The sequence below is a fragment of the Clavibacter sp. GW821-FHT01D01 genome, from assembly GCF_059422605.1.
In genome coordinates, this window is record NZ_JBWKXC010000009.1 from 1 (window position 1) to 19,925 (window position 19,925).

A 19,925-nucleotide genomic window follows, 5' to 3' on the forward strand; every position below is an offset into this window, starting at 1 on the left:
CCCCGGCACGGCGCGCTCCGCCGGGTGGCAGCCGCCGTCGCCGGCGCCGCTCTCGCGACGGCCGCGCTGGCGGTCGCGGGGCTCGCGCAGGGGACCGGACCGGACGGCGCGCCGCCGGCCTCGGCGCACGACTACCTGGTGTCGAGCTCGCCCGCCGCCGGCTCGACCGTGGACGTGCCGCCGACGGAGGTCGCGCTGACCTTCAGCGACGTGATCCTCGACCTCGGCGCCGGTGCGGACGCATCCGACGGCTCGGCCCCCGCCTCGGGCGGCTCCTCCGTCGTGCAGGTGACCGGCCCCGACGGCGCCGGCACCCGATTCGAGACCGGGTGCGCCGTGAACGCCGGGCGCGTGGTCTCCGTGCCCGTCGCGCTCGGCGGATCCGGCGAGTACCGGGTCACGTGGCGCGTGGTCTCCGCGGACGGGCACCCCGTCTCCGACTCCATCGCGTTCACGTACCGGGCGCCGGCGGGGGCGGTCGCCTCCGCGGGGACCGACAGCGGGCCGGGCTGCGGGGCGGCGGAGGACGGGGCGGCCGGATCCGGTGCCTCGTCGTCCGCGCCGGAGGCGGGCTCCGCCGAGGACGCCGCGGATCCGTCCGCGGCGGATGCGGGCACCGCGGCCGCGCAGGAGGCGGGCGTCGCGCCCTACCTCGGCGTGATCGTGGGCGTGGGCTTCGGGATCGTGGTGCTCGCCGCAGCCGCCGTCGTCCTGATCGTCGTCACCGGTCGGCGCCGGCCCGCCGACGGCGCGGGACCCGGCACCGGCCCGGCCGGCGACGGGCCGCCCGCCGCCTGACGACGTGCCGCCCGACCGCCCACCCGCGCGTCCCGACCGCGCGCCGCCCGGCCGCAGGGGGGGGGGCGTCCTCAGCCCGCGCCGTGGCCCATGACCTCCACGGCGCGGGCGAGGGCGTCGCGGCACGCGCGGATCCCGGGCCGGTCGAGGCTCCCGACGCGCGACGAGGTGAACACCGTCCGGCGCGGCGAGCCGGGCAGGCCGACGAGCCGCACGTCGGGCTCGCGCCCGGCCCAGACGAGGTCCGGGAGCACCGACGCCGCGTGACCCGCGCGCACGAGGTCGATGTGGGCCTGCAGGTCGGCCGTCACGAAGCGCACGTCCGGCTCGAAGCCCGCGACCCGGCACACCTGCTCCGCGAAGTGGCGCGACGCCGTCCCCGCGGGCTCCATCACCCAGGGCAGGCGCCGGGCGTCCGAGACCGAGCGGATGTCGTCGCGGCCGGGCGGGAGGCCGAGGCGGAGCGGATCCACGCACAGCTCCTCGCGGTCGAGGTCGGCGGGCCGGGGCGCCGCGTGCGCCGGGTACTGCTCGGCGATGACGAGGTCGTGATCGCGCGCCCACACGTCGTGGAGGCCCGACTCGGGCTCCCGCATCGTGATCTCGACCCGCAGGTCGGGGTAGTCGTCACGCAGGATCGTGAGCGCGGGCGGCACTAGCGCGAGGAGCGCCGACTGGAACGCGGCCATGCGGATGGTGCCGGAGACGTTCGCGAGCGACGCGTTGACCTCGGTCTCGGCGCGCTCCAGCCGCTCGAGGAGCGCGGTCGTGTGCTCCACGAGGATCTCCGCCTGGGGCGTGAGCACCACCCGGCGGCCGACCCGCCGCAGGAGCGTGACCCCCGCCTCGCTCTCCAGCTGCGACAGCTGCTGCGACACCGACGAGGGGCTGAAGGAGAGCGCGTCGGCGACCGCGCCGATGGTCCCGCGGAGCTTCAGCTCGCGGAGGAGGCGCAGGCGCCGCATCTCGAGCACGTGCGCCTCCCGCGGTTCCGGCCGATGCGTGGAATCATCGGCAGGGCCGCACGATGATCATCGGAAACGTTCAGCGCATCCGATGGGAGCATGGTCGCACACTGGGAGGGCGCGCGTGCAGCGCGACCGCCGACGAGGTCGGCCCCGCACGAGACGAGACGAAGAGGCCCGCATGACCGCCGAGACCGCATCCGCCCCCGGGACCTCCGCCGTCCCCGTGATCGCCCCGGACCGCGACGACCTCGCCGACCGGGCCGTCGCCCTCGTGCGCACGTGGCTCGCCGAGGCCGCCACGCACCCCGCCGACCCGTCGGCGGAGCGGCTCGCGGGCGTCCTCAAGGACGAGCACGGGCTCGACTTCACCATCGGCTTCGTCGACCGGGTCGTCCGCCCGGAGGACCTGCCCGTCGCCGGCAACAGCCTCGCCGCGCTCACCGGGAAGACCCCCGGCTTTCTCCCCTGGTACATGCAGGGCGCGATCCGCGCGGGCGGGATCCTCGGGCCCGTCCTCCCGCAGGTGGTCGTGCCCGTCGCGCGCCGCGTGCTCCGCGAGATGGTCGGCCACCTCATCGTCGACGCGACGAGCGACAAGCTCGGCCCGGCGATCGAGAAGCTGCGCGCCGGCGGATCCCGCCTCAACCTGAACCTCCTCGGCGAGGCCGTGCTGGGCGAGCAGGAGGCGGCCCGCCGCCTGGCCGGCACTCGGGAGCTCCTCGCCCGCGACGACGTGGACTACGTGTCCATCAAGGTGTCGTCGGTCGTGTCGCAGCTGTCGATGTGGGCGTTCGACGAGGCCGTCGACAAGGTCGTCGAGCGGCTGACCCCGCTGTACGAGCTGGCGGCGGAGGCCGCGGCGCCGAAGTTCATCAACCTCGACATGGAGGAGTACAAGGACCTCGACCTCACCATCGAGGTGTTCACGCGCGTGCTCGACCAGCCGCAGCTGAAGGACCTCGAGGCGGGCATCGTGCTGCAGGCGTACCTGCCCGACGCGCTCGCGGGGCTCCAGCGCCTCACGACGTGGGCTACGGCGCGGCGCGCGGCGGGCGGCGCGCCCGTCAAGGTCCGCATCGTCAAGGGCGCCAACCTCGCCATGGAGCACGTGGACGGCGCCATGCACGACTGGCCGGTCGCCACCTGGGCCACCAAGGAGCAGACCGACACGCACTACAAGCGGATGCTCGAGCACGCGCTCCAGCCCGCCGCGGCCGACGCCGTGAAGGTCGGCGTCGCCGGTCACAACCTGTTCGACGTCGCCTACGCGTGGCTCCTCGCCGAGGAGCGGGGCGTGACCGACCGGATCGAGTTCGAGATGCTGCTCGGCATGGCGACCGGCCAGGCCGAGGCCGTGAAGCGCACCGTCGGCGGGCTCCTCCTCTATACGCCCGTCGTGCACCCCACCGAGTTCGACGTGGCCATCTCGTACCTCATCCGCCGCCTGGAGGAGAACGCCAGCCAGGAGAACTTCATGTCGGCGGTGTTCGAGCTGAGCACGTCGGCCGAGCTGTTCGCGCGTGAGGAGTCGCGGTTCCGCGCGTCGCTCGCGGGCGTCGACGACGCGATCCCGGCGCCGAACCGCACGCAGGACCGGCGCTTCCCGCCCGAGCTCGACGACGTGGACCCGCTCGCGGCGCCCGAGACGCCGGAGGAGCCCGAGGACGAGGTCGACCCGCAGCTGACCAACGTGGTGCAGGGCCTCACGCGCGGCTCCCTGCTGACGCCCGAGGCGCTGGGGGACCCCGACGCCTCCCCGACGCCGTTCCGCAACGCGCCCGACACGGATCCGGCCCTGCCGACGAACCGCGCCTGGGGCCGGGAGATCCTGTCGCGCGTGGCCGCCTCGCAGCTCGGCGTCGCGACCATCGACGCCGCGCGCATCGGCTCGACCGACCAGCTGGACGACGTCATCGACGGCGTGCGCACGGCCGCCGCCGCGTGGGGCGCCCGCCCGGGCGAGCAGCGCGCGGCGCTGCTGCACCGCGTGGGCGTCGCCCTCGAGCGGAACCGCGCGCGCCTCATCGAGGTCATGGCGTCGGAGACCGGCAAGACCATCGCCGAGGCCGATCCCGAGGTCAGCGAGGCCGTGGACTTCGCCCACTACTACGCCGAGCGCGCCCGCGACCTCGACCGGGTGCAGGGCGCCCGCTTCGTGCCGTCGCGCGTCACCGTGGTCGCGCCGCCGTGGAACTTCCCCGTCGCCATCCCCGCGGGCAGCGTGCTCGCGGCCCTCGCGGCCGGCAGCGGCGTGGTCCTGAAGCCCGCCGGGCAGGCCCGCCGCTCCGGCGCCGTGCTCGTCGAGGCGCTCCGCGAGGCCGGCGTGCCGCGCGAGCTCCTCGCGCTGGTGGACGCGGGCGAGGCCGAGTACGGCGAGCACCTCGTCGCGCACCCGGCCGTCGACCGCGTGATCCTCACGGGCGGCTACGAGACCGCCGAGGTCTTCCGCTCGTGGCGGAGCGACCTCCCGCTCCTCGCCGAGACCAGCGGCAAGAACGCCATCATCGTCACGCCCAGCGCCGACCTCGACCTGGCCGCGGCCGACGTCGTGAAGAGCGCGTTCGGCCACGCCGGCCAGAAGTGCTCGGCGGCGAGCCTCGTGATCCTCGTGGGTTCGGTCGGCAGGTCCCGCCGGTTCCTCACGCAGCTGACCGACGCCGTCTCGTCGCTGCGCGTGGGGTACCCGTCGGACCCGACCACGCAGATGGGGCCGATCATCGAGCCGGCCGCGGGCAAGCTCAAGCACGCGCTCACCCAGCTCGGCGTGGGCGAGAGGTGGCTCGTCGAGCCCGAGCAGATGGACGAGAGCGGCCGGCTGTGGTCCCCGGGCGTCCGGGACCGCGTGCAGCCGGGGTCGTACTTCCACCTCACCGAGTTCTTCGGGCCCGTGCTCGGCGTCATGCGCGCGCGGAGCCTCGCGGAGGCGATCCGCTTCCAGAACGCCATCCCGTACGGCCTCACCGCGGGCCTGCACAGCCTCGACGCGCGGGAGCTCGAGCAGTGGCTCGAGACCGTCGAGGCGGGGAACCTGTACGTCAACCGCGGGATCACGGGCGCCATCGTGCAGCGCCAGCCGTTCGGCGGCTGGAAGCGCTCCTCGGTCGGATCCGGCACGAAGGCGGGCGGCCCGAACTACCTCATGGGCCTCGGCTCCTGGGTGTCCGACGCGGGCCGGCACTCGAGCTCCCTGCACCTGCGCGGCCTGTCGCCGCGGGTCACGGAGCTCATCGAGTCGGCGCAGCCCGCGATCCGGTACGAGGACTTCGACCTGGTCCGCCGGTCGGCGCTCAGCGACGCGGTCGCGTGGCACGAGGAGTTCGGGCAGGTGAAGGACCCGAGCGCCCTCGGCGTGGAGCGGAACCTGTTCCGCTACCGGCCGCTGCCCGTCACGGTGCGGCTCACCGAGTCGGGCTCGCTCGCGGAGCTCCTGCGGGTGCTCGCGGCGGGGCGGCTGGCGCGCGCGGAGATGCACGTGTCGGTGCCGGGGATCCTGCCCGCCGGCCTCGGCCAGGTGCTCGACGACCTGCCGAGCGTGCACGTGACCATCGAGACCGACGACGCGTGGCTCGCCCGCGTCTCCTCCTCCGGCATCGCGACGGAGCGCGTGCGCCTCGTCGCCGCCCGCGACTCGCGGCTCGTCGAGGCGCGGTCGCTGTCGGACGCCCTCCGCGGGACGCCCGACGTGGCCGTCTTCGCCGACGAGGTCACCGCGGCCGGGCGCGTCGAGATGCTGACCTTCCTGCGCGAGCAGGCCATCAGCATCACCGCGCACCGCTTCGGCAACCCGAACGACTGGAGCGAGGCTGTCATCTAGGTGCCGACGGGGGTCGAGGTCCGCGCGCTCGCGGCGTCCGAGGTGGCGCGGCTCGAGGGCGCGGAGCCGCCCGGCCGCGGCTTCGCGCGGGCGATGTGGGAGCTGCAGGAGACGGGGGACTCCGTGCTGCTCGTCGCCTGGGACGGCGACCGGCACCTCGGCGTCGGCCAGCTCGACCTCCGTGGGACGGATCCCGAGCTGCGGAACCTGCACGTGGATCCGACGGCCCGCGGGCGGGGAGTGGGCACGGCGATCATCCGCGCCGCCGAGGCGCGCGTCGCGCCGGGCCGCCTCGCGGTCGGGGTCGCGTCGGACAACCCGCGCGCCCGGGCCCTATACGAGCGCCTGGGCTACCGCGGCACGGGCGAGCTGACGACGAGCGCCTACGAGTACGTGGACGACTCCGGCCGCACCCGGCAGGCGACCGAGACGGACGAGCGGCTGGTGCGCGAGCTCGGCTGATCCGGGGCTGGATCCGGCGCCCGCCGCGGTCGGCGCCGCCGCCGGGCGCCGTCCTTCATGTTCCCTTCATGCGGCTCCGACATGCTCGGATCGTGGCCCTGACGAAGAAGTACGCCGTCCTCGCGGGTCTGCTGGCCGTCCCCGTCCTCCTGGCCCTCGGGAGCCAGGCGCTGACCACCGCGCCGGGTGATCCCGTGGTCCCCGAGGAGCCCATCCGGGTCCCCGCGACCCTGCCCGAGGACCCCGCGACCGCGGTGGAGCCGACGCCCGCCCCGACGTCCGCCGATCCGACGAGCGTGCCGCCGGCGGTGGAGGCCCCGGCCGGCGAGGCCACGTCGGGCGGCGCTCCCGCGCCCGCGCCCGCGCCCGCTCCCGTCCCCGCTCCTGCTCCGCCCGCCGACGACGGCGGCGACGACGACGGGGGAGGCGATGATGACGACGACACCGGCAGCGACACCGACGACTAGCCCCGTGACCGGCCCCGTGCCCCGCCCCGCGACGGCCGCCGCCGCGCCCGCCGCCCCGGTGCCCCCGGGCGCGTCCGTGCAGCGGGGGTCGTCGATCCCCGCACGGTGGCGCATCACCGGCTGGATCCTGCTGACCACGATGATGGCGCTCATCGCCGTCTCCGTGACCGCCCGCAGCATCTTCCTCACCCAGGTCGAGCAGGACGCCAACGCCGAGATCGCCCAGGAGTTCGACGAGTTCGCGCGGTTCGCGACGGAGGGCGTCGACCCGACGACCACGCGCCCGTTCGGCTCCGCCGAGCGGCTGCTGGCCACCTACCTCGCGCGGCAGTCGCCCGGCACCGGGGAGTCGATGGCCGGGGTCATCGGCGCGGAGGTCGTCGGCACCCAGACGCCGGACCGCGGATCGACCCCCGACCTCGCCGACTCGGACGACCTGCTGGAGGACATGCTGGACCCGCGGCAGCGGTCCGGATCCCTCCCCGACACCGAGGACGGACCGGTCCGGTGGGGCCGCGCGGAGTTCGTCGTCGGGGACGAGACCGGCGCGCTCGTCATCGCGCAGTTCACCGAGCAGGAACGGGACGGGGTCGACGACGCCATCGTCACCATCGCCTGGGTCGCCCTGGGCGGCCTGCTGCTCAGCTCGGTCATCGCGTGGCTCGTCGCCGGGCAGATCCTGGCTCCCATCCGGCAGGTGCACCAGGTCGCCAAGGACATCACCGAGCACGACCTGACCGGGCGCGTGCCCGTCAGCGGACGCGACGACATCTCCGCCGTCGCGGAGACCTTCAACGCGATGCTCGACCGGCTCGAGCGGGCGTCGACCACGCAGCAGAAGTTCGTCGACGACGCCAGCCACGAGCTCCGCACGCCGATCACGGTCGTCCGCGGGCACCTGGAGCTGCTCGAGAGCGAGCCCGAGCGGCGCGCCGAGACGCTGCGGCTCGTCGACACGGAGCTCGCCCGCATGGGGCGGATCGTGTCGGACCTCCTCATGCTCGCGCGCGCCGAGCAGCCCAACTTCGTCAAGGTCCAGGAGGTGGACGCCACGTCGCTCACCCTCGACATCGAGACGAAGGCGCAGGCCCTCGGCGACCGGCGCTGGCGGCTCATGGAGATCGCGGAGGGCACCGTCCGGGTGGACGAGCAGCGCGTGACGCAGGCCGTCCTCCAGCTCGCCGCCAACGCCGTGCAGTACACCGCGACGGGATCGACCATCCGGCTCGGCTCGCGGTACGAGGGCCGGGCAGCGGACCGCGTGGTGGTGTTCTGGGTCGCGGACGACGGTCCCGGCGTCGAGGAGCACGAGGCCGGCCGCATCTTCGAGCGGTTCCACCACGGCAGCGCCAACGACGCGGCCCCGCACCACGGCAACGGCACCGGGCGGCGCGATGGCGCGGGGCTCGGGCTCGCCATCGTGCGGGCCATCGCCGACGCGCACCGCGGATCCGCCTGGCTCACCAGCACGCCGGGGGACGGGGCGACGTTCGGCATCACCGTGCCCGCGCCGGTCGCGGTCGGCGCGGCGGACGACGAGGTCGCGCCCGAGGACGGGGCGGCGCCGTGAGGGCGAGGAACGTGCTGATCGCCGAGGACGACCGGAACATCGCGACGTTCATCGGCCGGGGTCTCCGCGGCGCGGGCTACGACACCACCGTGGTCGCCGACGGCGAGACCGCGCTGCTCATGGCGCGGACCGGGCGGTTCGACCTCGTCGTGCTCGACATCGGCCTGCCCGTGATGGACGGCTTCACCGTCCTGTTCCAGCTGCGCGGCGAGGCCGTGGACGTGCCCGTGATCGTCCTCACGGCCCGGGACTCCGTCGTCGACACCGTCAGCGGCCTCGAGGGCGGGGCGAGCGACTACATGTCGAAGCCGTTCCAGTTCGCGGAGCTGCTCGCGCGCGTCCGGCTCCGGCTCGACGACTTCGAGCGGCTCACGCCGGAGGCCGCGCTCGTCCACGACGGCATGGTGGTGGACGTCCGCGGCCGGCGCGTGCAGATCGGACCGCACGCCCACGACCTCACCCCGCGCGAGCTCGCGCTGCTGGAGCTGTTCCTCCGGCACCCCGGGCAGGTGCTGTCGCGCGACCAGATCATCGGCAGCATCTGGGGGCCGGACTTCGATCCCGCCTCGAACGTGGTCGACGCCTACGTGCGCGCCCTGCGCGCCAAGATCGGCGCGGCCCGCGTCGAGACCGTCCGCGGCGCGGGATACCGGCTCCGATGAGCGGCGTCCGGTACGCCACCACGCCGCCGCCGCCGGACCCGCCCGCGGGCGATCCGGCGGACGGCCGCGACCTCCGCCGCCTCTTCACGGCGCGGCGGACGCCCCGCATCCTCGGCGCGGTCGCGGGCATCGTCGTCGTCGTGCTGCTCGCCTCCACGGTGTCCCGACCCGGGGCGGGGCTCGACGGCGCGGCGGCGGCCGCCCTGGTCGTCTTCGTGCTCGCCGTCTGGTTCTGGATCTTCACGCCCGTCGACGACACGTACGTCGCCCTGGGAGCCGCCACCGCCCTCGTCGTGATGGGCGTCATCGACACCGACGAGCTGTTCCAGTCCCTCGGCGACGAGACGGTCTGGCTCCTGCTCGCGGCCTTCGTCATCGCCTCCGGCGTCACCTCGTCCGGGCTGGCGCTCCGCGGGGCCGCGAGCGTGATCGTGGGGGCGCGGACGCCGCGGCAGCTGTTCCACCTCGTGACCGCGGCGCTCGTCGTGACGACCTTCGCCGTGCCGGCGACGTCCGGCCGCGCCGCCCTCGCGCTCCCCGTGTTCCTCGCCCTCGCCCGCGTGCTCGCCGACCGCGGCAGGGTCGTCGTCGCCCTGTCGCTGCTGTTCCCGACGGTCATCCTGCTGTCCGCGGCGGCGTCGCTCCTCGGCGCCGGGGCGCACCTGATCACGAGCCAGATCGTGGAGACGGCCACGGGCACGGGGTTCGACTTCGTCCGCTGGATGCTGCTCGGGCTGCCCGTCGCGCTCGTCAGCTCCCACGTGGCGTGCGAGATCGTGCTGCTCCTGTTCACCGACGCGGACGACCGGCGGCGGCACCTCGCGATCGGCATCGCCGACCTGCAGGCGCACGCTCCCACGCCCGTCTCCGGCGCGCTCACCGCGGTCGAGTCCCGGGCCGCGCTCCTGCTGGGCGCCGTCATCGTGCTCTGGTGCACGGAGCCGCTGCACGGCCTCCACCCGGCCGTCGTCGCGCTCCTCGGCGCCCTCGTCGCCACGTCGCCCCGCTACGGCTCGACGTCGCTCGGGAAGGCGCTGAAGGCGGTGCCGTGGACGCTGCTCCTGTTCCTCGCCGCGACCCTGACGCTCGGCACCGCGCTGACCTCCACCGGCGCCGCCGAGTGGCTGGCCCAGGGCGCGTTCGCGCCCCTCGGGGCGCTCGGCGGCGCGGCGGGCCCGGTGTTCGTGATCGCCGTGATCGCCGTGTCGCTCGCGGCCCACCTGGTCATCCAGTCCCGCTCGGCCCGCTCCGCGGCGCTCGTGCCCATCGTGGTCGCCCTCGCCCCGGGGGTGGGCGTCGATCCGGCGGCGGCGGCCTTCGCCTCCACGGCCGCGGCCGGGTTCTGCCACACGCTGACGAGCTCGGCCAAGCCCGTCGCGATGTTCGCGGCCGTCGAGGGCGCCCCGGGCTTCGAGCCGGCGCAGCTCCTGCGGCTCTCGGCGGTCCTCGGCCCGGTCATGCTCGCGATCATCGCGGCCTTCGCCTGGTGGGTGTGGCCCCTGATGGGGCTGCCGCTCTTCCTCCCCTGACCCGTCCGTTCACGCGCCCGTCCCTCCGCCCGCCCGTCCCTCCATCCGCCCGACCGAGCCCGAGGTAGTCCCATGTCCATGAACGTGCCCCACCGCATCCTCATCGCCCCCAGCGGGTTCAAGGAGAGCCTCGACGCCGAGACCGTCGCCCGCGCCATCGGCGCCGGGGTCCGCCGGGTGCTCCCCGGCGTGCACCTCGACCTGGTGCCCATCCCCGACGGCGGGGAGGGCACCGCCGAGATCCTCGCGCGGACCACGGGCGGGGACCTCGTCGCCGCCCGCGTCACCGGCCCCGTCGGCCAGCCGGTCGAGGCGCACTGGGCGCGCCTCGGGGGGAGCGCCCGCTCGACCGCCGTGGTGGAGATGGCCTCGGCGGCGGGGCTCCGGCTCGTGCCGCGCGGCGACCGCGACCCGGGACGGACGACCACGCGGGGCGTCGGCGAGCTCATCCTCGCGGCCCTCGACGACGGGGCCACCACGGTCATCGTCGGCTGCGGCGACTCGGGGACCTCGGACGGCGGGGCCGGCGCGCTGTCGGCGATGGGCGCGCGCCTGCTCGACGACGACGGCGCGGAGCTGCCCGACGGCGGGCAGCACCTCGCCCGCCTGCACGAGCTCGACCTGTCCGGCCTCGACCCGCGCCTCGCGGCCACCGAGGTCGTCCTCGCCTGCAACATCCACAACGTCCTCTGCGGGGACCGCGGGGTGGCCCGGGTCTTCGGCCCGCAGAAGGGAGCCACCCCCGAGCAGGTCGAGCTGCTCTCCGACGCGCTCGAGACCTGGGCCGCCGTCCTCGCCCGGGACGCGCCGCCGGCCGCCGGCCTCGACCTCCGCCTCGGCGGGGGGACGGGGGCCTCGGGCGGCCTCGGGGCCGGGCTCGCCGCGGGGATCGGTGCGCGCCTGGTGTCGCGCTTCGACGCGCTGCTGGGCATCGGCCTCGGCTCCGTGGACCTCGACGGCCTGATCGCGCGCGCCGACCTCGTCATCACCGCCGAGGGCGCGATCGACTACCAGACCCCGCGCGGCAAGGTGCCGGCCGAGATCGCGTCGCGGGCCCAGCGCGCGGGCGTGCCCGTGCTCGCCATCGCCGGGTCGATCGGCGAGGGCGCCCCGTCCGTGCACGACATCGGCATCGACGCGATCGCGTCGATCATGACCATCCCCATGCCCCTGAGCGACGCCGTCGACCAGGGCGAGCGCCTCCTCCAGGACGCCGCCGAGCGGACGCTGCGGCTGGTCCTGCTCGGCGCGTCGATCTCCGCGCGCCACGAGGACCTGCGGCGCACCCCCGTGCGCCTCTGACGGTCGCCGCCGCGGAGGGCGGCGCCCGCGGCCGCCCGGCTACCGCGCGTCGGCGACCGGGCCGTCGTCGGGGAGGAAGCGCACGGGGAGGTCGGCGACGCTCAGGCCCGACGCCCGGATCCGCGCCTCGACGGCGTCGTGCGCCGCGGCGGGCACGGCGACCTGCACCTTCGCCACGCCGTCCATCTGCGAGTCCGCGTCGTCGGCGGAGAGCTGGGTCACCCCGTCCTCGGCGACGAGCCTGTCGACCAGCGCCTGCCAGCGGTCGTGCTCGCCCGGTCCCATCGTGATCCCCAGGGTCATGGTCTCGATCCGCACGGTCCGGTCCGCGGTGAGGCCGGCGGCGTCGCGCAGGTCGTCGGCGTGGGCGACGAGCGGGAGGGACCCGGCGATGTCGCCGCCCTCGAGCTCGACCGCCACGAGCGCGAGGCTGTCGTCCTCGCGGAGGACCGGCTGCAGGTCGACGCCCGGGACGAGGGTGCCGGCCGCCTCCACGATGCCCGGGACGTCGAACCCGACGTCGAGGCAGCGGGATCCCGCGGCGGGGACGTCGTCATCCACGATCACCGTGGTCGACGCGCCGGCGTCGACGACCAGCGACCACGCGACCGGCCCGGGGTACCCGGAGTCGCAGGTGGCGGCCAGCACCCCCGGCAGGTCGTCGGCGGCGACCTCCACGTCGACGCGCGCCTGCGCGCCGGCGAACGTGGGCGCCTCCACCCAGCGCTCGGCGGAGGCCACGCGCACGCCGGGAAGCGCCTCCAGCCGCGCCACCTCCCGGTCGAAGCCCGCGTCGGGTCGCGCGAAGTGCGTCTCGGACACCGTCCAGCCGGCGAGGACGAGCGCCCCGCCGAGCAGGGCGACCACCACGAGACCGATGACGGAGTTCCGGATCCACCTGACCATGCCCGACTGTCGCACGCGTCGGCGTCACGGCGGAAGGCGGCGGGGTGGACATCACGCGAACGTCCCCCCTCCTGTCACGATGGGCGGATGGACGGGACCTCGGCGCGGACCCCCCGCGTCGGAGCGTCGTGAGGCCCGGGGACGGCGCGGTCCGGGTCGCGGCCGTGCGCGTGGACGCCACGGCCGACCGGGCAGCTCGCACCGCCGCCGGACGGGACGCGCTCCGGGCGCTCGCCGCGGAGCTGGTGGGCGGGGACCCCGCCGACGTCACCGTGCGCGCCCGCTGCGCGACCTGCGGCGGGCCGCACGGGCGGCCGGTGCTCGGCGGATCCCGCGCGCTCGACGCCCTGCACGCGAGCGTCGCGCACGCGGGCGACGCGGTCGTCGTCGCGGTGAGCGGGCACGGGCCGATCGGGATCGACGCGGAGCCACGCGGCCGGGAGGTGCCGTCCGGGATGATGCTCGCCGGGTGGGTCCGCAGCGAGGCGGTGCTGAAGGCGGACGGGCGTGGACTGCTCGTGGATCCGTCGCGCGTCCGCTTCGCGGCGGACGCAGACGGCCTCTCGGCATGGATCGACGGCGACGACGGGCACTACCGCGTCGTGGACGTGGCTCTCGACGAGGGCCTCATGGCAGCCGTCGCGCGACACCACGCCGGTCCGTCGGCGCTGACCTCGGTCGTGGTGGTCCAGCTGTCCAGCGGAGGGGTCCCCGCCCACGTCGACGATCCCGAGATCACTCGTTCTCGGCCTGATCGATCACGAACTCGGTGAAGCCGGGGACGGTGAACGACAGGTGGCCGTGCTTGTTCGCGTCCACGAGCCCCTTGTCCAGGAGCTTCTGTCGCGGGACCGAGATCGCCCGCGTGGTCGTGCCGAGTGCCTCGGCCAGGGCCGCCCGCTTCACGTCCTCGCCGCCGAGGCGCGCGATGGCGACCAGCATGTCCTGCTGCCGGGGACTCGCGCCACGCCATCTGGCGGTGAAGAGCGTGCGCATCTCCGCATCCACGACGGGAAGCGCCGCCGAGAGGTCGGGCAGCGTGATGACGTCGTCCGGCGCGAGTCCCTCGGCATCCAGCCGGTGCGCTGCCGCGCGCCAGGAGGCGTCCCCGATCAACTGGACCTTGTAGGGGTAGCCGCGCGACTCCGCGACTCCCCGGTCGAGCGCAGGTGGATCCCACCGGACGCCTGCCGCCGCTGCCGTCGACTCGAGCGCCTCCCGCGCGCCGGCGTCCGACAACCCGTGCATCGCCTGGAAGCGGAAGCGCTCGCTGAACGTCACGGCCTTGTTGATCCTGGTGGGGGCGCCGGGAAGGCCGACGGCGAACAGCGCGGTCCGGGGCTGGTCGGGGTCGAAGGGCCGGAGCGGGTTCATCTCCTGCCAGGCGTAGGCGATGGTCCGCAGGCTCTCGGGATCCGCTTCCTGGATCTCGTCGATCAGGATGACGATCCCGGCGTCGCCGTCGTGCACGACCGAGGCGAGAGCCGCGCGGAGGGCGAGCTGCAGCTGCTTCGCGGAGGCCGCCGTGCGCGTCCGCCCGGGCGAGGTGAGGGTGACGTCCACATGCGCGATCCCCGGCGCGCCCACGGTGAGCGTCGCCGAGTCGATGGATTCGAGGGCTGCCCTCCGGAGGCGCGTGCCGCTCCCCACCACCTGCTTCAGCTCGCTGAGCAGGGAATGCACGAGGTCCTCTGCCGGATCGGCGGTGATCAGCACGGTCCGGATCCGGTAGCCGCCGAGGATGCGCTGGGCTTCCCGCAGCAGGGACGTCTTGCCGATGCCGCGCGGGCCGTGATCGACGTGGACACGAGGGACGAACTGCCCATCCGCGCTCACCCTCTGGGCCGCCTCGCGGAACTGCTGCAGCCTCTCCGCCCTGCCGGGCAGGCTCGTCGGCACGGATCCCGGGGTGTACGGGCTGAGCGAGAGGCTCGGGTGTCGCTCACCGTCGTTATACATGGATCCCAAGTATAAGAGCGATGGGAGCACTGGGGTCCTTCGCGCGATGACGTGCGTCAGCGCCGCCCCACCCGCGGCAGCGCCGGCAGCGGCCCGTCCGCCAGCCACGCTCGGAGCAGGGCGCCCGCGTCGCCGGCCGCGCCCACGAGGTCGGCGGTGGTGCGCGGCGCCGTCCAGGCCGGATCCGTCCAGCGGCGCATCAGATCCCGCCAGCCCGTCTCGCCGAGCGTCAGCCGCAGCGCGTGCACCGCGAGGGCGCCGCGCTTGTAGACGACGTCGTCGAACATCGACTCGGGCCCGGGGTCCCCGATGCCGACCTGCGTGCCGTCGCGCTCGAGGCGCGCATGGTGCTGGCGGGCCAGCTGGTCGGCCGAGGGACCGCCGGACTCCTCCGACCACAGCCACTCCGCGTAGCAGGCGAAGCCCTCGTTGAGCCATATGTGCCGCCAGGCGGCGAGGCCGACGGCGTTGCCGAACCACTGGTGCGCGAGCTCGTGGGCGACGAGCCGCTCCGACGCGCCCGTGCCGTCGGCGTGGTTCGAGCCGAGCACGGCCATGGCCTGCGCCTCCAGCGGGATCTCGAGCTCGTCGTCGGTGACCACGACCCGGTACTCGTCGAACGGGTACGGCCCGAAGAGCGTCTCGAAGAACGCCATCATGCGCGGCACCTCCGCGAGGTCCTGCAGCACGCGCGCCTCGCGCGGCTTCGGGTACGCGTAGACCGCCTCGGTGGATCCGGCGGGCACCCGCCGCTCGGCGTACCGGCCGATCTGCACGGTCGCGAGGTAGGGCGCGGTCGGCGCGTCCTGCGCGTACGTCCAGGTGGCGCGGCCGGAGCGCTCGACGCGGGAGAGGAGCCGGCCGCTCGCGATGACGGAGTAGTCGACCTCGCAGGCGACGCGGATCCGGAACGCGGCCCGGTCGTCCGGCCGGTCGTTGCAGGGGAACCAGGTGGACGCGCCGCTCGGCTGCGACGCGACGAGGACGCCGTCGCCGAGCTCCTCCCAGCCGAGGTCGCCCCAGACGGTGCGGCGCGGCCCGGGCTCGCCGGAGTAGGCGACGTCGACCGTGAAGGACGCGCCCGCGGCGATGGGCTCGGCGGGGGTGACGACGAGGCGCCCGCCGCGCTGGACGTGCCGGGTCTCGCGGCGGCCGTCGACGCGCACGTCGCCCGCGCGGAGGCCCGTGAGGTCGAGCTCGAACCGGGGGAGCGGCTCGCGGGCCACGGCCGTGATGACGGCGCGCGCCTTCAGCCGGTTGCGGGCGACGCGGTAGTCGAGGTCGAGGTCGTAGCGCTCGACCGCGTACGCCGCGGATCCGACCTCGGGGGTGTAGTCGTCGCCGGACGACGGGCCTGCCGCGGCCCTCACCGGCGACCGGCGGACGCGGCGGGCAGGTACCGGCCGAGCGTCACCTCGCGCCACGGGCCGATCGGGTTGCCGCTCCAGCGGCTCGCCTCGGGCACCAGCTCCCCGCGCATCACGAGGCTCGCGGGGCCGACGGTCGCCTCGCGGGCGATGCGCGCCGCGGGGAGGATGACGCTGTGCGGCCCGAGGGTCGCACCGGCGTCGAGGGTGACGGTGTCCATGCTCATGATCCGATCATGGAACAGATGCGTCTGCACGACGCACCCGCGGTTGATCGTGGATGCACGGCCGAGCGTCACGAGGTCCGCCTCCGGCAGCCAGTGCGAGTCGCACCAGACCCCGGGCCCGATGCGCGCGCCGAGGCTGCGCAGCCACCAGACGAGCGCGGGCGTGCCGGCGGCGGACGACGCGAACCACGGCGCGGCGACCATCTCGGTGAACACGTCGGACACCTCGCTGCGCCACACGAACGACGACCACAGCGGGTGCTCCGCCGCGCGGACGCGGCCGATGAGGATCCACTTGGCCGCGGTCGAGACGCCCGCCGCGACCGCGCCGGCCGCCAGCAGCACGACGCCGCCGAGCAGGAACGCGACGAGCGGGCCCCACGCCGCCGTCAGCGCGGCCAGCGTCACGAGCACGGCCCAGCCGATCGCGCACGTCACGATGACGGGCACGACGCGCAGCAGCTCCCACAGGATGCGGGCGACGCGCAGCCGCGTCGGCGGCCGGAACGTGCGCGAGTCGTCGGCGGCGGCGACCGTGCGCCGGAGTCGGACGGGCGGGGAGCCGAGCCAGGAGGATCCGGCCTTCGACTTGGTGGGCGCGGCCGAGAGCACGGCGACGAGTCCGTCCTTCGGCACCCGGTGGCCGGGGCCCGCCATGCCCGAGTTGCCGAGGAACGCGCGCTGGCCGATCTCGGCGCGGGCGACGCGCATCCACCCGCCGCCGAGCTCGTAGCCGGCCACGAGGGTGTCGTCGGCGAGGAAGGCGCCGTCGCGGATCGTGGTCATCGCGGGGATGAGCAGCACGGTCGAGGCCTCGACGTCGCGACCGACGCGGGCGCCGAGGAGCCGCAGCCAGACGGGCGTGAAGAGGCCGGCGTAGAGGGGGAACAGCAGGGTCCGCGCGAGGTCGAGGAGGCGCTCGGTCGACCACAGCTGCCAGCCGACGCGGCTGCGCACGGCGTGCACGCCCTCGGTCACGCCGAGGCCGAGGAGGCGCACCGCGGCGACGACCAGGAGCGCCAGCACCAGGCCGGTGACGAGCACGGCGGTCACGAGCGCCCCGAGGCCGCGCCACCCGACGTCCGCGAGGTCGGCGGATCCGCGGATCGCGGCGGCGAGGATCCCGCCGCCCGCCGCGAAGCCGACCACCGGCACGAGCGCGGTCGCCACCGAGGCGGCGCCGTACGCCGCGACCCAGCGCGTGTTCCGCGGCGGCCGGTGCGCGGGCCACCAGACGCGGGCCCGGCCCTCGCGCGCCGCGGGGGAGCCGGCCCAGCGCTGGCCCGCCGGCACGCGCCCGAAGACGGCGGACCCGGGGGCGATCTCCGCGCCCTTGCCGATGCGGGTGCCGGGCAGGAGCGTCGACCGCGTGCCGACGGTCGATCCCGCGCCGATGCGGATCGCGCCGACGCGCACGGTGTCGCCGTCGATCCAGTACCCCGACAGGTCGACCTCGGGCTCGACGGAGGCGCCGCGGCCGATGCGGAGCATGCCCGTGACGGGCGGCAGCGTGTGCAGGTCGACGTCGTCGGCGATGCGCGCGCCGAGCGCCCGCGCGTAGTAGGCGATCCACGGCGCGCCCGCGAGCCCGACCGCGCCGATCTGCTGCGCGACCTGCTCGGCCAGCCAGATCCGCAGGTGCCAGCGGCCGCCGCGCGGGTGGTCGCCGGGCGGGAGGCCGCGGAGGAGGAGGCGGGCGGCGGCCGCGGCGATCGCCATGCGGCCGAACGGCGTCGCGAACACGAGGAGCCCGGGCGCGAGCAGCCACCACGGGACCTCGGGCAGCGCGTCGAAGCCGCCCAGCGGGCGCAGCAGGGCGGAGCCCGTGAGCAGGAGCGCGAGCCAGCGGAGGCTCTGGAGCGCGAGGAGCGGCACGCCGAGGAGAGTCTGGATCCACTGCGCGCGTCGCGGCGTGGGCCGCACGTCCACGCGCGGCCGGGTGCGCTCGGCCCGCGGCGCGCGTCCGGCGATGGCCGCCTGCATCGCGCCGAGGCGGGGGTGGGCGTAGACGTCGGCGACGGTGAACTCGGGGTCGAGGGTGCGGATCCGCGCCACGAGGAGCGCCGCCGAGAGCGATCCGCCGCCCAGGTCGAAGAAGTCCGCGTCGGCGCTCGCCACGGGCGTGCCCAGCGCCGCGGACCACATCTCCGCGAGCGGCCGCAGCTCGGCGTCGAGGCCGGCGCCCTCGTCGCCCGTCGCCCCGGGCAGCGGCCAGGGGAGGGCGGCGCGGTCGACCTTGCCGGACGTGCGCGTGGGGAGCGCGTCGACGACGCCGAGGAGCGGCACGAGCGCGGCCGGGAGTGCGGCGCGGAGGCGTCGCACCGCGTCCTCGCGGGAGAAGGCCGCCGCGTCGCGCGGCACGACGTAGCCGACGAGCACCGGGTTGCCCGCGCCCGTGGTGCGCACGGCGACCGCGGCGCCCTGCACGTCGTCGAGCGCCTGCAGCGCCGCCTCGATCTCGCCCAGCTCGATGCGGCGGCCGCCGACCTTCACCTGGTCGTCGGCGCGCCCCTGGAAGACGAGGCCCGCCTCCTCGAAGCGCACCAGGTCGCCCGAGCGGTAGGCGCGGTCCCAGCCGAGCGCGGGGAAGGGGGCGTACTTCTCCGCGTCCTTCGCGGGATCCAGGTACCGCGCGAGCCCGACGCCGCCGATGATCAGCTCGCCCACCCCGCCCTCGGGCACGCGGGCGCCGTCCGCGTCGACGACGGCGAGCGTCCAGCCGTCGAGCGGCAGGCCGATGCGCACGGGACCCGCCCCACCGAGCGGCGCGGCGCACGCGACGACGGTGGCCTCGGTCGGGCCGTAGGTGTTCCAGACCTCGCGCCCGTCGGTGGCGAGGCGCTCGGCGAGCTCCGGCGGGCAGGCCTCGCCGCCGAAGATGAGCAGGCGCACGTTCTCGAGCGACGCCGCGGGCCACAGCGCGGCGAGGGTCGGCACGGTGGACACGACGGTGACGCCGTGCGTGATGAGCCACGGCCCGAGGTCCATGCCGCTCCGCACGAGGCTCCGGGGGGCCGGCACCAGGCACGCGCCGTGGCGCCACGCGAGCCACATCTCCTCGCAGCTGGCGTCGAACGCGACCGAGAGGCCGGCGAGCACGCGGTCGCCCGGGCCGATCGGCTCGTCCCGCAGGAACAGGCGCGCCTCGGCGTCGACGAACGCGGCGGCCGAGCGGTGGGTGACGGCGACGCCCTTGGGGGTGCCGGTGGACCCGGAGGTGAAGATGATCCACGCGTCGTCCTCCGGGGCGGGCGGCGCGACGAGCGGCAGCGCGGACGTGGAGGCGTGCGCGGCGGCGGTCGGCAGCACGCGGAGGGCCGCGGCGGGCCGGGCGGCGTCCGCCGCATCCGGGACGCGGGGCGTGAACTCGCCCGTGCCCGTCACGACGCCCGCGACGCGCGCCTCGCCGAACACGAGACGGGCGCGCTCCTCGGGGTCGTCGGCGTCCACGGGCACGTAGGCGGCGCCCGCCGCGAGCACGCCGAGCACGGTGACGTAGAGGTCGCGGGATCCGGACGGCATGCGGATCCCGACCCGGTCGCCCGTGGTCACGCCCGCCGCCCGCAGCGAGGCGGCGACCTGCACGACGCGCGCCATGAGCTCGCGGTAGCTGAGGGCGCCGTCGGCGTCCTCGATGGCGGACGCGTCGGGGTGCGCGGCGACCGTGGCGCGGAGGACGTCGACGAGCGTGCGCGCGGGCGTCACCGCGTCGGCCCGGTCGAGCGCCCGCTGCACGGCGCCGACCTGCGGCGTCGCCGCCTCCGAGGACGGGTCGGGCATGGGGTCTCCGTTCGGCGGGGGCGGCGTCCGTACTGTCGGGCCTCCGGGTGAACGGGAGGTGGACGCGCGGCGACCCGGCGTCGTCGAGCGGCGGCTCCGCGGGAGGGCGGCGTG

General features: G+C 75.7%; 14 protein-coding genes. 9 read left to right on the forward strand and 5 right to left on the reverse strand.

Features of this window, described 5'->3' with window-relative positions:
* The first annotated feature begins 24 nt into the window (after positions 1–24).
* The gene (locus AC07VC_RS12205; protein WP_494675094.1) at positions 25–798 is read left to right on the forward strand and encodes a copper resistance CopC family protein; all 774 of its coding nucleotides are present in this window, start codon (positions 25–27) and stop codon (positions 796–798) included.
* 71 nt (positions 799–869) lie between these two features.
* On the opposite strand, the gene AC07VC_RS12210 is transcribed toward AC07VC_RS12205, so the two are convergent.
* On the reverse strand, positions 870–1,772 hold the full coding sequence (locus AC07VC_RS12210; RefSeq protein WP_494675095.1) for a LysR substrate-binding domain-containing protein: 903 nt from the start codon (positions 1,770–1,772) through the stop codon (positions 870–872).
* Between the two features lie 172 nt (positions 1,773–1,944).
* Between AC07VC_RS12210 and AC07VC_RS12215 the strand changes: the two genes are divergently transcribed.
* From AC07VC_RS12215 to AC07VC_RS12245, 7 genes are all read left to right on the forward strand, one after another.
* Complete coding sequence (locus AC07VC_RS12215; protein WP_494675096.1) at positions 1,945–5,580, forward strand: proline dehydrogenase family protein; 3,636 nt, start codon at positions 1,945–1,947, stop codon at positions 5,578–5,580.
* Positions 5,581–6,042: a GNAT family N-acetyltransferase gene (locus AC07VC_RS12220; RefSeq protein WP_494675097.1), complete on the forward strand. Its 462-nt coding sequence runs from the start codon at positions 5,581–5,583 to the stop codon at positions 6,040–6,042. It begins immediately after the preceding gene.
* 92 nt (positions 6,043–6,134) lie between these two features.
* Entirely contained in the window at positions 6,135–6,509 is a 375-nt protein-coding gene (locus tag AC07VC_RS12225; protein ID WP_494675098.1) for a hypothetical protein, read from the forward strand.
* A gap of 4 nt (positions 6,510–6,513) precedes the next feature.
* Entirely contained in the window at positions 6,514–8,079 is a 1,566-nt protein-coding gene (locus AC07VC_RS12230; RefSeq protein WP_317229949.1) for a sensor histidine kinase, read from the forward strand.
* Positions 8,076–8,741: a response regulator transcription factor gene (locus AC07VC_RS12235; protein ID WP_494675099.1), complete on the forward strand. Its 666-nt coding sequence runs from the start codon at positions 8,076–8,078 to the stop codon at positions 8,739–8,741. Before AC07VC_RS12230 ends, AC07VC_RS12235 begins: the two co-directional genes overlap by 4 nt.
* Positions 8,738–10,270 (forward strand): SLC13 family permease, encoded by a 1,533-nt coding sequence (locus AC07VC_RS12240; RefSeq protein ID WP_494675100.1) that lies wholly within the window; start codon positions 8,738–8,740, stop codon positions 10,268–10,270. The genes AC07VC_RS12235 and AC07VC_RS12240 overlap by 4 nt, the downstream gene beginning before the upstream one ends.
* 72 nt (positions 10,271–10,342) lie before the next feature.
* Complete coding sequence (locus tag AC07VC_RS12245; RefSeq protein ID WP_494675101.1) at positions 10,343–11,572, forward strand: glycerate kinase family protein; 1,230 nt, start codon at positions 10,343–10,345, stop codon at positions 11,570–11,572.
* 39 nt (positions 11,573–11,611) lie between these two features.
* Here AC07VC_RS12245 and AC07VC_RS12250 read toward each other — a convergent pair whose 3' ends face one another.
* Entirely contained in the window at positions 11,612–12,478 is an 867-nt protein-coding gene (locus AC07VC_RS12250; protein ID WP_494675102.1) for a hypothetical protein, read from the reverse strand.
* 128 nt (positions 12,479–12,606) lie between these two features.
* On the opposite strand from AC07VC_RS12250, the gene AC07VC_RS12255 reads away from it, so the two are divergent.
* Positions 12,607–13,251 carry a 4'-phosphopantetheinyl transferase family protein gene (locus tag AC07VC_RS12255; protein WP_494675103.1) on the forward strand — a complete coding sequence of 215 codons (645 nt, stop codon included), beginning with the start codon at positions 12,607–12,609 and terminating at the stop codon, positions 13,249–13,251.
* Here the strand turns inward: AC07VC_RS12255 and AC07VC_RS12260 are convergent.
* From AC07VC_RS12260 to AC07VC_RS12270, 3 genes are read right to left on the reverse strand one after another with little or no spacing between them, the layout of a single operon-like run.
* Positions 13,214–14,437, reverse strand: a complete 1,224-nt coding sequence (locus AC07VC_RS12260; protein WP_494675104.1) for a DUF8462 domain-containing protein — start codon at positions 14,435–14,437, stop codon at positions 13,214–13,216. The genes AC07VC_RS12255 and AC07VC_RS12260 overlap by 38 nt on opposite strands.
* Positions 14,438–14,493: 56 nt before the next feature.
* Positions 14,494–15,807 (reverse strand): M1 family metallopeptidase, encoded by a 1,314-nt coding sequence (locus AC07VC_RS12265; RefSeq protein ID WP_494675105.1) that lies wholly within the window; start codon positions 15,805–15,807, stop codon positions 14,494–14,496.
* Positions 15,804–19,811: a Pls/PosA family non-ribosomal peptide synthetase gene (locus AC07VC_RS12270; protein WP_494675106.1), complete on the reverse strand. Its 4,008-nt coding sequence runs from the start codon at positions 19,809–19,811 to the stop codon at positions 15,804–15,806. Before AC07VC_RS12270 ends, AC07VC_RS12265 begins: the two co-directional genes overlap by 4 nt.
* Positions 19,812–19,925 lie beyond the last annotated feature (114 nt).